This is a genomic window from Comamonas sp. B21-038 (genome assembly GCF_022387135.1).
Lineage (GTDB): Bacteria > Pseudomonadota > Gammaproteobacteria > Burkholderiales > Burkholderiaceae_C > Comamonas > Comamonas sediminis.
The window spans coordinates 2,722,437-2,736,230 of record NZ_CP092462.1 but is presented as its reverse complement, the minus strand read 5'-3'; the positions used below and the strand labels follow the sequence as shown (position 1 = coordinate 2,736,230).

The window sequence follows — 13,794 nt, the reverse complement described above, 5'->3', positions numbered from 1 at the left end:
CGGGCCTTGCCCACTCTCGTTGTGGCTCTGGTGCGCTGCCCCCTTGCCATCGAGTCATCCATGTCCCATTTTTCCATCGCAAGCGCCCAGCTGAACTTTGTTGTGGGTGATATGCCGGGCAATGCCCGCAAGATCATTGATGCAGCGGCCCAGGCTGCCGCCCAGGGGGTGCAGCTGTTGCTGACGCCCGAGCTGGGCATTTGCGGCTATGCCGCCGAAGACCTGTTCCAGCGCCCCTCGTTCCTGGCGGCCTGCGATGCGGCGGTGGCCCAGGTGGTGCAGGCCAGCACGCAATGGCCGGATCTGACGGTGGTGCTGGGCCACCCGCAGGCAGCGCAGCATGCGGCCCACGGCCGCTGCTACAACGCCGCCAGCGTCGTGCGTGCCGGCCAGGTGGTCGCCAGCTACCGCAAGCAGCTGCTGCCCAACTACCGGGAATTTGACGAGACGCGCTACTTTGTCGAAGGCTCGCAGACCTGCGTCTTCGAGGTCGCAGACCATCGCATTGGCCTGCTGATCTGCGAAGACGCCTGGGCCAGCCAGCCCGCGCGTGCGGCCAAGGCGGCGGGCGCGCAGTTGCTGGCTGTCATCAATGCCTCGCCGTTCCAGATGGACAAGCCCGGCCACCGCGAGGCCTTGCTGGCCGAGCGCTGCCGCGAAACCGGCTTGCCGCTGGTCTATGCCCACCTGGTGGGCGGGCAGGACGAGCTGGTGTTCGATGGCCATTCCTTCGCGCTGAATGCCGATGGGCAGGTGGCTGCCCGCGCGCCGGGTTTTGACGAACATCTGCTGTCGGTGCAGGTGCAGGCCACGGCCACCGGTCTGCAACTGTCCGGCCCCGTCGCCGCGCCTGGTGATACCAACCAGCAGCTGTGGCAAGCCTTGGTGGTGGCGGTGCGCGACTACCTGGGCAAGACCGGCTTCCCCGGTGCGGTGCTGGGCCTGTCCGGCGGTATCGATTCAGCGCTGGTGCTGGCGATTGCGGTCGATGCGCTGGGGGCCGACAAGGTCCGCACCGTGATGATGCCGTCGCCGTACACGGCCGACATCAGCTGGATCGATGCGCGCGAGATGGCCGAGCGCCTGTCGGTGGCTTATGAGGAGATTTCGATTGCGCCGCAGTTCGAGGCCTTCAAGGCCGCATTGGCGCATGATTTTGCCGGCTGTGCCGAAGACACCACCGAGGAAAACCTGCAGGCCCGCATCCGTGGCACCTTGCTGATGGCGCTGTCGAACAAGTTTGGCTCCATCGTGCTGACCACCGGCAACAAGAGCGAGATGGCCACCGGCTACTGCACCTTGTACGGCGACATGGCGGGCGGCTTTGCGGTGCTGCGCGATGTGCCCAAGACCCGTGTGTTCGAGCTGGCGCGCTGGCGCAATGCCCATGACCCCTATGGCACCGGCCGCAACCCCATCCCCGAGCGCATCATCACCCGCCCGCCCAGTGCCGAGCTGCGCCCGGACCAGAAGGACCAGGACAGCCTGCCGCCCTATGAGGTGCTCGATGCGATCATCGAGCGCTACATGGAGCAGGATGCCGATATCGACAGCATCGTGGCCGCCGGCTACCCCCGCGCCGATGTGGAGCGGGTGGTGCGCCTGATCCGCATCAACGAATACAAGCGCCGCCAGGCCGCCGTGGGCCCGCGCCTGTCGGCCCGGGGTTTTGGCCGCGACTGGCGCTACCCCATCACCAACGGTTTCCGGGGCTGAGCGGCCAGGCTGCGTCCCACGCCTCGCCCATGCCCTTGATGCGCTGTGCCTGCCCAGCCCTTGCGCTTGCTGCGGGGCAGCTGGGGGCTGCGCGCTTTCAGAGCTTTGTGCGCGCGCGCATCGCACGCCTGGTGGCCACGCGCCAGTCGGGCTTCTCGCGGCGCCATCCGCCATAGCGCGGCGCGCCATCCTTCGCTTTCGTTGATCGCGGCATTGCGCAGCCTGCCTGTGCTGCCGCCATTCCTCCGTCTTTTTTGGAGCGGTACCCGGCGCTGCCGGGTGCGCGCGTTGCCATGTCCCCTTTTCTTCATTATTTCCGCGCCCAGTGGGCGCCGAGTGTGCCGCGCGAGCTGATGGCCGGCGCAGTCGCCACGTTTGCGCTGATCCCCGAGGTCATCGCCTTTTCCTTTGTCGCCGGTGTCGATCCGTCGGTGGGGCTGTTTGCTTCCTTTGTCATCAGCATCGTGATTGCCTTTGCGGGTGGACGGCCGGCGATGGTGTCGGCGGCTGCGGGCTCGGTGGCCCTGGTGGCCGCACCGCTGGTGCAGGCCCATGGCGTGCAGTACCTGTTTGCCGCCGGCCTGTTGGCCGGTGCCATGCAGATGCTGTTTGGCTGGCTGCGCCTGGGGGTGCTGCTGCGCTTTGTCTCGGGCTCGGTGCGCACCGGCTTTGTCAATGCAATGGCCATTCTTATTTTTGCGGCCCAGCTGCCGCATCTGGTGGGTGCGAATGGCGCCACCTGGGCCATGCTGGCGCTGGGCCTGGCCGTCATCTATGGCCTGCCGCGCATCAGCACGGCCATTCCGTCGCCGCTGATCTGCATCCTGGTGCTGACGGGCGTGGCCCATGCGCTGGACCTGCCGCTCAAGACCGTGGCGGACCTGGGCCACTTGCCCGATACCTTGCCCCGCTGGGCGCTGCCCGATGTGCCGCTGTCCTGGCAGACCCTGCAGCTGATTGCGCTGCCGGCGCTGGCCATCGCAATGGTGGGCCTGCTCGAATCCTTGATGACGGCCAGCGTGGTCGATGAGCAGACCGACACGCCCAGCGCCAAGAACCGCGAATGCAGCGGGCTGGGCCTGGCCAACGTGGCGGCCAGCTGCTTTGGCGGCATTGCGGGCTGCGGCATGATCGGCCAGAGCGTGAGCAATGTGCGCTATGGCGGGCGTGGCCGGCTGTCCACCTTGTTTGCCGGTGCCTTTCTGCTGGGTTTGATGGTGCTGCTCAAGCCCTGGGTGGCGCAGGTGCCGGTGGTGGCGCTGGTCGCGGTCATGGTCATGGTGTCAGCCTCGACCCTGGACTGGGGATCGGCCCGCGCGCTGCTGAGGCATCCCAAGCTGTCGAGCCTCGTCATGCTGGCCACCGTGGTGGTCACCATTGCCACCCACAACCTGGCTGCCGGTGTGGCCGTGGGCGTGCTGCTCAGCGGGGTGTTCTTCATGTTCAAGGTGTCCGGGCTGCTGCAGGTGCAGCGCAGCGGCGAGGCCGGACTGGTCTATGCCGTGCGCGGCCAGGTGTTCTTTGCATCGGCCGATCTGCTCGTCGATGCCTTTGATGTGCGCGAGATCGAGGCCCGGCCGGTGCGCATCGACATGGTCCAGGCGCATCTCTGGGACATCACCGCAGTGCAGGCGCTCAGCAAGGTATGCGCGCGGCTGCGCAAGCATGGCAGCGTGGTGCAGGTGACGGGCCTCAATCCCCAGAGCCAGGCGCTGGCTGCCCGGCTGGATCTGCGCCTGGACGGGGCATAGCCAGCGCGCCATGCGACTGCTGCCGGAGATTTGGCCCTGGAGGTGCCGGCGGCGGAATCTTGACGCACAATAGCCCCAGTTGCTGCGCGCGTTGCCAGCGCAGCGTGTATATGCCCATCCCAGGAGAGCCTTATGAAAATGATTACCGCCGTTATCAAACCTTTCAAGATGGACGAGGTGCGTGAAGCTCTGGCGGATGTGGGCGTGACCGGTCTGACGGTCAGCGAAGTCAAGGGCTTTGGCCGCCAGAAGGGCCACACCGAGCTGTACCGGGGCGCCGAATATGTCGTGGACTTTCTGCCCAAGGTGAAGATCGAAGTCGCCGTGAAGGACGAGGACGTGGACCGCTGTGTGGACGCGATCGTCAATGCGGCCCGTACCGGCAAGATCGGTGACGGCAAGATTTTCGTCACTGAGATCGAGCGTGTGATCCGTATCCGTACCGGTGATCTGGACGAAGCGGCGGTCTGATCCCAACAGCACCTGCATTCGCAAAAGCGCCTTGGGCCACCCAGGCGCTTTTTTCATGTCTGCTGCCGGCCGCTGGGCAGCGGGTTCAAGGCTTGATCGTGATGTGCGAGCAGATCCACAGCACCTGCGCATCCTCATCGCCGCCCGAGATGCAGGCATGGCCCATGACGCTGTCGAAATAGCAGGAGTCACCAGCGGCCAGCTCCAGCGGCGCATAGCTGTCGGTATGCACGACGACCGTGCCGCGCATCACGTAGAGCATCTCTTCGCCATCGTGGCTCAGCAACTGGGGAAAGGCGCTGCGCTCATGGGCCTTGATCGTGGTCAGCAACGGAATAAAGCGCTTGTCGGCCAGGTCGGCGTGCAGCAGCTCGTAGACGTACTGCGGCGTGGCATGCACCAGGCCTGCGCCGCTGCGGGTGACGCTGCGCCGGGCGCGCAGGCCCGTTTGTTGCAGCGGGCTGAACAGCTCGCCCACATCGACATCCAGCCCGCGCGCGAGCGCCGCAATCTTTTCATAGGTGGGGGAGAGCTGGCCGTGCTCGATCTTGGACAGTGCCGAGGCCGAGATGCCGCAGCGCTGGCTCAGCTGCTGCAAGGTCAGATCGGCGTTGCGCCGCAGCAGGCGCAATTTGGTGGCCAGCACATCGGTGGTGGCATCGGTGCCGGCGTTGTGGTGGGACAGGGGGGCGTGGGGCATGGCAGGCTCTTGTGGTGCTCGCCAGTGTAGGGGTGCGTGCGCTGGCCCGTGGGGCAGCGCAGCCGTGGCGGCCGCGTTTTAGGCCCAATTCTCGGGTAAACCCTAGATGAAAAGAGCTATTTCAAGAAATTTATTGTCTCAAACTGCATTAAATTTCGTATACGAAAATTAATCCTCTTTAGTAAATTTATCGCGCCGCATGCAAATCCTTGACTTCAGCCACACCACCCAGCATTTGCCGATGGCAGCCTTGATCGACAGTCTCGAACAGATGTTCATCGCGGGCTGCGAAGTGCCACTGCGCCACAACCACGCCATCGCGGGCGAGACCCGTACGGAAGACGGCATCATGCTGCTGATGCCGGCGTGGCAGACCGGCAAGCGCATTGGGGTCAAGACGGTATCGATCTTCCCCGGCAACCAGGCGCGCGGCCTGCCCGGTCTGCACTCGGTCTTCATCCTCTATGACGCAGCCACCGGTGCCCCGCTGGCGGTGCTGGATGGCGATGCCATCACCTCGCGCCGCACCGCTGCGGCATCGGCGCTGGCGGCGCGCTGGCTCAGCCGCCCTGATGCCCGCCGCTTGCTGGTGGCAGGCGCCGGCCGCGTGGCCAGCCTGTTGCCCGATGCCTACCGCTGCGTGCGCGATATCCAGGAAGTGCAGGTCTGGGACATCCGCCCCGAGGCTGCGCAAGCGATGGTGGAACGCCTGCAGGGGCAGGGCCTGCAGGCCTCGGTCGCCACCGACCTGGAGCAGGCGGCGCGCCAGGCCGACATCATCAGCTGCGCCACGTTGTCCACGGCACCGCTGGTGCGCGGCGAATGGCTGCAGCCCGGTGCCCATCTGGACCTGATCGGCAGCTTTACACCGGCGATGCGCGAGAGCGATGACGCCTGCTTTGCCCGCGCCACGGTCTTTGTCGATACCCCGGAAGCGCTGATGAAAGCCGGGGACATCCTCGATCCGATTGCCAGCGGCGCCTGGGAGCCGGGCCGCCTGGCCGCTACGTTGGAGCAGTTGTGCCGTGGCCAGCATGCGGGCCGCCGCAGCGCCGATGAGATCACCCTGTTCAAGGCGGTGGGCACGGCCCTGGAGGACCTGGCTGCCGCATCGCTGGCCTTTGACGCCTTTAGCGCCGCAGCCGCTTGATACCCTGGCCCGGGCCCTGTGCGGGCCGGGCTGCCCTTCATTTTTTTGCTATCTGATTCATTCCTTCCATGCGCACATCTTCGACCGGGCCCGCGGCGTCTGCGGCCACCAACAAGCGAGTACTGATTGCCAGTCTGATGGGAAGCTCCATCGAGTGGTTCGACTATTTTCTCTATGCGACCACGGCGGCGCTGGTGTTCGGGAAGGTGTTCTTCCCGACCTCGGACCCGGTCGTGGGACTGATGCTGTCGTATCTGACCTTCTCGTTGACCTTTTTCATCCGGCCGCTGGGCGGCTTTATCTTCTCGCACATCGGAGACCGCATCGGGCGCAAGAAGACCTTGGTGATCACCTTGTCTCTGATGGGTGGCGCCACCGTGCTGATCGGCCTGCTGCCGGGCTATGAACAGATTGGGATATGGGCGCCGATTCTGCTGATCGTGTTGCGCCTGGTGCAAGGCCTGGGCATTGGTGGCGAGTGGGGCGGCGCGCTGCTGCTGGCCTACGAGTACGCACCCAAGAACCGCAAGGGCCTGTTTGGCAGCGTGCCGCAGATGGGCGTGACCATTGGCATGGTGCTGGCGACCCTGGCCATTACCGTGATGAGCACCTTGCCCGATGACCAGTTCCTGGCCTGGGGTTGGCGCGTGCCTTTCCTGTTGAGCGCGATCCTGGTGTTCCTGGGTCTGTGGATCCGCAAGGGCATTGATGAGACCCCCGCGTTCAAGCAGGCCAAGGCCAGCGGCAATGTGGCCAAGATCCCGCTGGTCGAAACCCTGCGCTACCACTGGCGCGCGGTGCTGGTGGCCGTCGCCATCAAGTTCGTGGAGACGGCGCCGTTCTATATCTTCTCGACCTTCATCGTCAGCTACGCGACGGCCACCTTGGGCTTTGAGCGGATCTCCGTGCTCAATGCGGTGACCATCGCGACCTTGGTCACGACGCTGATGATTCCGCTGATGGGTCGCCTGTCGGACAGCATGGGCCGCAAGCGCATGTTTGTGGCCGGCACCCTGGTGATGGCCGCCTTCACCTTTCCGTACTTCATGCTGCTCGAGCAGCGCACGATGACCAGCCTGGTCATCGCCACCGTCGTCGGCCTGGGGCTCGTCTGGGCACCCATTACCGCCGTGCTGGGCACCTTGTTCTCGGAGATTTTCTCGACCCGCGTGCGCTACACCGGCATCACCCTGGGCTACCAGATTGGCGCGGCGCTGGCTGGCGGCACTGCGCCCTTGCTGGCCACCTGGCTGCTCAATACCTACAACGGCTCCTGGGTGCCGGTGGCCTGGTACATCGTCGGCACGGCGGTGATCTCGCTGATCGGTATCGCGTTTGCGAAGACGGTGGCAGACAACGACTAAGCGCTGCGCGACAAGCACTGCTGCCGCTCCATTCCACAGCGGTGGCGCTGCCCCGTAAAAGCAATCGGCCCGCTCCACGGGCCGATTGCTTTTGTGTCTGCTGGGCGCTGCTTAGATCACTTCGCGCAGCGCATCGCTTTGCTGCGCCAGGCCGGCTTCTTCGACCAGCTCGGCCAGCAGTGCGGCATGGTTGTCGCCGCTCTTGATCAGGCCCATCTGCCACTCGTCCATGAAACCCTGGCCCACACACTGCTGCAGGAACTGCAGCATGCCGTCGTAATAGCCGTGGGCGTTGAGGATGCCGATGGGCTTGTCGTGGTAGCCCAGCTGGCGCCAGGTCCAGATCTCGTAGAGTTCTTCAAAGGTGCCGATGCCGCCGGGGATGGCGATGAAGGCATTGCTGCGCTCGGCCATCATGGCCTTGCGTTCATGCATGGTGGTGACCACATGCAGCTCGTCGCAGAGCTCATTGGCCAGTTCGCGGTCGACCAAGGCCTTGGGGATCACGCCCACCACCCGGCCGCCGGCCTCGCGCGTCGCGCGGGCCACCGTGCCCATCAGGCCGGATTTGCCGCCGCCGTAAACCAGCTGGCCGCCATGGCTGCCAATCCAGTGGCCGACCGCCTGGGCAGCCTCGCCAAAGGCTTCGAGCTTGCCGGGGCGCGAGCCGCAGTAAACGCACATCGAAAAGGAAGGGGAGTGGGTCATTTCAACAATCTTTCATACAACGCAGGCAGCCACACCGCCGCGCACAGCACCAGGGCCAGGAACACGGCGGCACTGCCCATGTCCTTGGCCTTCTTGGCCAGCACATGCCACTCAGGGCCAAAGCGGTCCATCGCCATTTCAATGCCGGTGTTGAGCAGCTCGGCGATCAGCACCAAAAAAACCGGAGTGATCAGCAAGGCCCAATCGCGCCAGTCCCGCGCCAGCCAAACGGACACGGGCAGCAGCACCAGGGCCAGTATCGCCTCCAGCCGGAACGCTTTTTCTCCCCAGCCCGCGCGCAGTCCTTGCAGCGAGTAACCGGCGGCATGCCAGACGCGGCGCAGGCCCGTGCGGCTTTTTTGCGGGTTGGCTGCATGGGTGTCGGCCAGGCTGTACGGCGGCTGGGCAGGTTCTGCAGGGGGGCGGGGTTCGGGCAGGTTCATCGGATCAGGTCCAGGCGCTACAACAGATGGCGCACGGTCACGCTTATTATTGCACTGCAGCATTTGAATGCGGGCATCGCCTGCGATCCTGATGGTGCATCGCGGCCAATCGCAGTGCCCCTGGGGCAGCCGTCTATACCGACGGGCCCGGAGCGGGCAGGGCCGAGGCTGTGCGATCGGCACCGACCAGACAGGTACCCGCCAGCGCATCGTGCCAGAACTGGCCCTGCGGGTGCAAGCGGCTGGCCAGTCCCCAGACGGCGATCCAGCCGGTCAGCAGTACCAGGGTTTCAGACACCGGCAGCCCAAAGGGCATGCTGACCACCAGGGGCGGCAAGAACCACAACCAGCTGCAGACATAGCGCAGCAGCGCACGGCCTTGCGACAGCGGCTGACCGCTGCGGCTGACGATGCGGATATGCCAGGTCTTCATCGCCAGCGTCTGGCCCTTGTGCCAGAACCAGGTGAAGTAGATGCCAAAGACGATGAACAGGAACAGCTGCAGACCATGGCGATTGTCCAGCCCATGGCGGGTCTGGCTGAGCGCACTGTAGAGGTAACCTGCGATGAACACGACGCCGAACATCAGCATGCCTTCGTACAACCAGCAGGCCATGCGCCGCGCCAGGCGTGGCGCGCGCAACAGCGAAGGGGTGGCGGGCAAGCCAGGGTCTGGCGCTGTTGTGCGGGTGGAGGGCTGCATGCTGCCAGTATCAGGTCGGCGGGTGCACAGGGCTGTCGCTGCTGCGCGATTGTGATTCGCCCGCGCGGGGGCGGGTCTGGTTGTCAAGCGGCGGCAGCGGTGAAGGGGTTACCGTGGCAGGCATTTGCACCGGCGCAGTCTCTACCGCAGGCGGAAGTGGCACCGCAGCGGGGGCGGGCGGCAGCGCAGGCGCCGCAGGCGTGTTGCCGGGAGCCGGTGCCGGGCTGCTCAGCGGGCCGACCTCCACCGGGGTCACCATGCCGCGCGATTGCACGCGGATCTCGGGCGGTGGCAGGATCTTGGGCGGATTGGCGCGGTTGGGGTTGATAGCCGCCGCCGGCACCTTGACCAGCCGGCCGGTACTGCGTGCAGAGGGGCGCGGCGCCAGCGCCACACCACCGTGGTAGAGCACACCGCCCTGGGCGAGGCGCTTGCGCTCGCGGGCGCTGAGCGCTTGGTAATCTTCCCAGAGCTTGCGCTTTTCCTCGGCGGACAGGTTGCTGATGTTGGAATAGTTGAGGCGCGCCTGGCTTTGGTCGGACAGGCTGAACTTGGCCCATTCCTTCATGTGTTCGGCAATGCGCAACTGCTCCTGCGGCGAAAAATCATCGAAGCTGTCGGCGATCATCGTCCAGCGGGTTTTCTGCTGCGTGGTCAGCCAGTTCCACTGCTCTTCGAGCGGGGCCAGCACCGTGCGCTGGTCGTCATCGAGTGCATCCCAGTTGGGGCCCTCGTTGCGCGGGCTTGTGGAGCGGGTGACGCTGTTGGCGCTCACCAGGTCGCTGGCGGCGCTGCCATAGATGTTGGCGGCCTGGTTGCCGGCATAGATGCCTACAACAGCAAAAGCAGCCAGCAAAATACTGGCTGCTATCGCAGAAAGGGTCGAACGGGCGGGCGTGCTGCCGGCTACCTCGTCGTTGTCGTAATCGTGTCTCAACGCTTGTCAGTGGGCTGCTTTTGCGCAGCAGTCTTCAGAAACTGGGTAAATCCAGGATCAGTATAGGCGCTTGGCGGCAACTCGTCAGCCAGCAAGGTGGCATCGTACTCAGCCATTTCGCTGGCGCCTTCGTCTGCCTGCACGCCGTTGAAGAACGCCAGACCGGCAACCATTGCGCTCAGCGGCACAGCCGACACCACGGCGCGCCACCAGTTGCGTTTGCCGGAGGGCGCAGCCGCCTCTTGCTGGGGCTGACGCGCGATGGCGGGCACCGCCACCACCTTGCGGCGCGACAGGGCGCGCTCCCTGGCCGCTCGCAAACGTTCGCTGATGTCGTAGTCGAGATCAGCCTCGGCTTCGCTCAGCCGAGCGGTGACGCGGCGGGCAAAAATTTCAGCATGGACAACGGTTTGGGCGGTGTTTGGGCGGTTCATAGCACGATTCCTTTGGCCTTAAGCACTTTACTCAAGGTTTGGATGGCGCGAAAGCAGTGGGTTTTTACACTTCCCTCTGAGCAACCCATGGCTGCTGCAGTCTCTGCAATGTCCATCTCTTCCCAATAACGCATCAGAAACGCTTCGCGTTGACGCGCTGGCAACTGTTGTATCTCTTTTTCTATTAATGCAAGGGTTTGTTTGCGGTCCGTATGGTCCTCGGCGCTCTGCTCGGCATCTCCATTGTCGGCGTTGTAGATGTCCAGAAGGTTGAATTCCCCCTCGTCATCCGGGCCTTCGAAGTCGCTCATCGTCGTGAAGAGCGCATTGCGCGTCTTCTGCCTGCGGAACCAGTCGAGCGTGCTGTTGGACAGGATGCGCTGGAACAGCATGGGCAGCTCCTGCGCAGGCTTGTCGCCATAGTGCTCGGCCAGCTTCATCATGCTGTCCTGGACGATGTCGAGCGCGGCTTCCTGGTCGCGCACATGAAAAAGCGAGCGCTTGAAAGCTCGCTTTTCAACGCTTTTCAGAAAGTCGGACAGTTCTCGTTCTGTGGCCAAATCGTACCCAACACCGTGGTTAATCAGAGATTTCTCGCTTTTCACCCGGGTATAACAACCAAGTGTGGCAAAAAACACCGCATCAAGCCTCTGATTATCGCATCCTATCGAAAAAAAATCCGTAGCTTGTCGCAAAGCAATGCTGCAGTGCGATAATGTATAAGCATCAAAAAGCAAAAGGGTCACGGTCCGGCGTCGCAAGCATCTCGCCCATGTCCGTTGGCCTCAAGTTCCAAGCAGGCTCCACAAGAGCTGGGCGAGGAGCACCAGAGGTTTTTCGTTAGAGAAATTCACAAAGGTTGATCATGGAAATGTCCAAGGCCGAGCAGAACTCGGCACAAGCGGCGCATCAGTCCGCGCAGAAATCCCAAGAACTCATGGGCGCTGAAGTGCTGGTCAAGGCACTGCAGGCCGAAGGCGTCAAGCAGCTGTGGGGCTACCCCGGCGGCGCAGTTCTCTACATCTACGACGCGCTCTACAAACAAGACACCATCAACCATGTGCTGGTTCGCCATGAACAGGCAGCAGTGCATGCAGCAGACGGCTTTGCCCGCGCCACCGGTGAGGTGGGCGTGGCATTGGTCACCTCGGGTCCGGGCCTGACCAATGCAGTCACCGGTATTGCCACTGCTTACACGGACAGCATCCCCATCGTCGTGATCTCCGGTCAGACCTCGACGACCGCCATTGGCTCGGATGCCTTCCAGGAATGCGATACCGTCGGTATCACGCGCCCCATCGTCAAGCACAACTTCCTCGTCAAGGATGTGCGCGATCTGGCGCTGACGATGAAAAAGGCTTTCCATATCGCACGCACCGGCCGTCCCGGCCCCGTCGTGATCGATATTCCCAAGGACGTTTCCTTCAAGAAGGTGGCCTACACCGGCTATCCCTCGACCGTGGAAATGCGCTCCTACAACCCGGTCAAGAAGGGCCACAGCGGCCAGATCCGCAAGGCGCTGCAGCTGCTGCTGGCGGCCAAGCGCCCCTATATCTATACCGGCGGCGGTGTACTGCTGAGCGGTGCAGAGCAAGAGTTGCGCACCCTGGTGGACCTGCTGGGCTACCCGGTGACCCACACCCTGCTGGGCCTGGGCGCCTACCCGGCGAGCAATCCCAAGTACCTGGGCATGCTCGGCATGCACGGCACGATCGAGGCCAACAACGCGATGCAGAACTGCGATGTGCTGCTGGCCGTGGGCGCGCGCTTTGACGACCGGGTGATTGGCAACCCCAAGCACTTCATGTCGGTGGACCGCAAGATCATCCATGTCGACATCGACCCTTCGTCAATTTCCAAGCGCGTCAAGGTGGATGTGCCCATCGTTGGCGACTGCAAGGAAGTGCTTTCCGAGCTGATTGCGATGGTCCGCGAGAGCGTGGCCAGCCCGGATGCCGATGCGCTGCAGAACTGGTGGAAGACCATCGAAGGCTGGCGCAGCCGCGACTGCCTGCGCTACGACCGCGAGAACAAGGAAGTCATCAAGCCGCAGTTTGTCGTCGAGACCCTGTGGCAGATGACCCGCGATGCGGACTGCTATGTGACCTCGGACGTGGGCCAGCACCAGATGTGGGCTGCGCAGTACTACCGCTTTGAGGAATCGCGCCGCTGGATCAACTCGGGCGGCCTGGGCACGATGGGTGTCGGCATTCCGTATGCGATGGGCATCAAGCTGGCCAAGCCCGATGCCGAGGTGTTCTGCATCACCGGCGAAGGTTCGGTGCAGATGAACATCCAGGAGCTGGCCACCTGCCGCCAGTACGAGACGCCGATCATCATCTGCGCGCTCAACAACCGCTTCCTGGGCATGGTGCGCCAGTGGCAGGAGATCGAATACTCGGGCCGCTACAGCCACAGCTACATGGATTCGCTGCCTGACTTCGTCAAGCTGGCCGAAGCCTATGGCCATGCGGGCATTCTGATCGAGAAGCCCGAGGACGTGGAGCCGGCGCTGCGCGAAGCGCGGCGCATTGCCCGCGAAGAGCGCAAGAGCGTGTTCCTCGACTTCCGCACCGACCCGACCGAGAACGTCTTCCCGATGGTCCAGGCCGGCAAGGGCATCACCGAGATGCTGCTGGGCGCGGACGATCTGTAAACGCCATCCCCGGTAGGCGCGTCCTGCTGCAGGCACGCGTCCACCTCTTTCTTCGGCTTTTCCCTTTCTGACGAATCTATTGTCTACCGAGCCCAGCGCTTACCGGCGTTGGGGGAGGGTAGCGAAAAGAGGAATCTGTTCTTATGAAACACATCATTGCGGTTCTCCTGGAGAACGAACCAGGCGCATTGTCGCGCGTGGTGGGCCTGTTCTCGGCCCGTGGCTACAACATCGAGTCGCTCACCGTGGCGCCCACCGAGGATGCCTCGCTGTCGCGCATGACCATCACCACCACCGGCTCGGACGACGTCATCGAGCAGATCACCAAGCACCTCAACCGCCTCATTGAAGTGGTCAAGGTGGTGGATCTGACCGAGGGCGCCTACACCGAGCGCGAGCTGATGATGATCAAGGTGCGGGCGGTCGGCAAGGAGCGCGAGGAGATGAAGCGCATGGCCGACATCTTCCGTGGCCGCATCATCGATGTGACCGAGAAGAGCTACACCATCGAGGTGACCGGCGACCAGGCCAAGAACGATGCGTTCCTCAGTGCGATCGATCGTTCGGCCATCCTCGAGACCGTGCGTACCGGTGCCAGTGGCATCGGTCGCGGTGAACGAATCTTGCGCGTGTAATGCGCTGGTGTCACCGGCTGCGACGCCATGCCCGCCAGGCGGTGGGGGTGGTGCTGCTGCTGGTGGGGCTTGTGCTGGTGGAGTCCTCGCTACAGCAAGATGATCCGGAATGCTCCTGGGAACAGG

The 13,794-nt window shown here is 63.8% G+C and carries 15 protein-coding genes; 8 read left to right on the top strand and 7 right to left on the bottom strand.

Annotation, left to right across the window (positions count from 1 at the left end; translation table 11 throughout):
* The first annotated feature begins 60 nt into the window (after positions 1–60).
* The 4 genes from MJ205_RS12500 to glnK all read left to right on the top strand — a co-directional run bounded on the left by MJ205_RS12500 (position 61) and on the right by glnK (position 3,938).
* On the top strand, positions 61–1,716 hold the full coding sequence (locus tag MJ205_RS12500; protein WP_239808769.1) for an NAD+ synthase: 1,656 nt from the start codon (positions 61–63) through the stop codon (positions 1,714–1,716).
* A 29-nt stretch (positions 1,717–1,745) separates the two neighbouring features.
* The gene (locus MJ205_RS12495; protein WP_239808768.1) at positions 1,746–1,892 is read left to right on the top strand and encodes a hypothetical protein; all 147 of its coding nucleotides are present in this window, start codon (positions 1,746–1,748) and stop codon (positions 1,890–1,892) included.
* Between the two features lie 117 nt (positions 1,893–2,009).
* Positions 2,010–3,467, top strand: coding sequence for a SulP family inorganic anion transporter (locus tag MJ205_RS12490; RefSeq protein WP_239808767.1), 1,458 nt, complete (start codon positions 2,010–2,012; stop codon positions 3,465–3,467).
* A 132-nt stretch (positions 3,468–3,599) separates the two neighbouring features.
* Positions 3,600–3,938: a P-II family nitrogen regulator gene (gene glnK / locus MJ205_RS12485; RefSeq protein WP_116925027.1), complete on the top strand. Its 339-nt coding sequence runs from the start codon at positions 3,600–3,602 to the stop codon at positions 3,936–3,938.
* An 85-nt stretch (positions 3,939–4,023) separates the two neighbouring features.
* On the opposite strand, the gene MJ205_RS12480 is transcribed toward glnK, so the two are convergent.
* Positions 4,024–4,638 (bottom strand): helix-turn-helix domain-containing protein, encoded by a 615-nt coding sequence (locus tag MJ205_RS12480; protein ID WP_239808766.1) that lies wholly within the window; start codon positions 4,636–4,638, stop codon positions 4,024–4,026.
* A 199-nt stretch (positions 4,639–4,837) separates the two neighbouring features.
* Here MJ205_RS12480 and MJ205_RS12475 point away from each other — a divergent pair, with 199 nt between their 5' ends.
* Together MJ205_RS12475 and MJ205_RS12470 are read left to right on the top strand one after the other, a co-directional pair.
* A complete protein-coding gene (locus tag MJ205_RS12475) occupies positions 4,838–5,788 on the top strand; it encodes an ornithine cyclodeaminase family protein (protein WP_239808765.1) in 951 nt (316 codons plus the stop codon).
* A gap of 68 nt (positions 5,789–5,856) precedes the next feature.
* Complete coding sequence (locus MJ205_RS12470) at positions 5,857–7,152, top strand: MFS transporter (RefSeq protein WP_239808764.1); 1,296 nt, start codon at positions 5,857–5,859, stop codon at positions 7,150–7,152.
* Between the two features lie 111 nt (positions 7,153–7,263).
* On the opposite strand, the gene MJ205_RS12465 is transcribed toward MJ205_RS12470, so the two are convergent.
* The 6 genes from MJ205_RS12465 to MJ205_RS12440 all read right to left on the bottom strand — a co-directional run bounded on the left by MJ205_RS12465 (position 7,264) and on the right by MJ205_RS12440 (position 10,937).
* Positions 7,264–7,860: an LOG family protein gene (locus tag MJ205_RS12465; protein ID WP_239808763.1), complete on the bottom strand. Its 597-nt coding sequence runs from the start codon at positions 7,858–7,860 to the stop codon at positions 7,264–7,266.
* Positions 7,857–8,303 carry a diacylglycerol kinase gene (locus MJ205_RS12460; protein WP_239808762.1) on the bottom strand — a complete coding sequence of 149 codons (447 nt, stop codon included), beginning with the start codon at positions 8,301–8,303 and terminating at the stop codon, positions 7,857–7,859. The genes MJ205_RS12465 and MJ205_RS12460 overlap by 4 nt, the downstream gene beginning before the upstream one ends.
* Positions 8,304–8,436: 133 nt before the next feature.
* Positions 8,437–9,006 (bottom strand): RDD family protein, encoded by a 570-nt coding sequence (locus MJ205_RS12455; RefSeq protein ID WP_256460930.1) that lies wholly within the window; start codon positions 9,004–9,006, stop codon positions 8,437–8,439.
* Between the two features lie 10 nt (positions 9,007–9,016).
* Positions 9,017–9,943 (bottom strand): DUF3106 domain-containing protein, encoded by a 927-nt coding sequence (locus MJ205_RS12450; protein ID WP_239808761.1) that lies wholly within the window; start codon positions 9,941–9,943, stop codon positions 9,017–9,019.
* Entirely contained in the window at positions 9,940–10,377 is a 438-nt protein-coding gene (locus MJ205_RS12445) for a DUF3619 family protein (protein WP_239808760.1), read from the bottom strand. Before MJ205_RS12445 ends, MJ205_RS12450 begins: the two co-directional genes overlap by 4 nt.
* Positions 10,374–10,937, bottom strand: coding sequence for an RNA polymerase sigma factor (locus tag MJ205_RS12440; RefSeq protein WP_239812735.1), 564 nt, complete (start codon positions 10,935–10,937; stop codon positions 10,374–10,376). Before MJ205_RS12440 ends, MJ205_RS12445 begins: the two co-directional genes overlap by 4 nt.
* Positions 10,938–11,242: 305 nt before the next feature.
* Between MJ205_RS12440 and MJ205_RS12435 the strand changes: the two genes are divergently transcribed.
* Together MJ205_RS12435 and ilvN are read left to right on the top strand one after the other, a co-directional pair.
* Complete coding sequence (locus MJ205_RS12435) at positions 11,243–13,033, top strand: acetolactate synthase 3 catalytic subunit (RefSeq protein ID WP_239808759.1); 1,791 nt, start codon at positions 11,243–11,245, stop codon at positions 13,031–13,033.
* Between the two features lie 143 nt (positions 13,034–13,176).
* Positions 13,177–13,668, top strand: a complete 492-nt coding sequence (gene ilvN, locus MJ205_RS12430; RefSeq protein ID WP_021024891.1) for an acetolactate synthase small subunit — start codon at positions 13,177–13,179, stop codon at positions 13,666–13,668.
* The last annotated feature ends 126 nt before the right edge of the window (positions 13,669–13,794 follow it).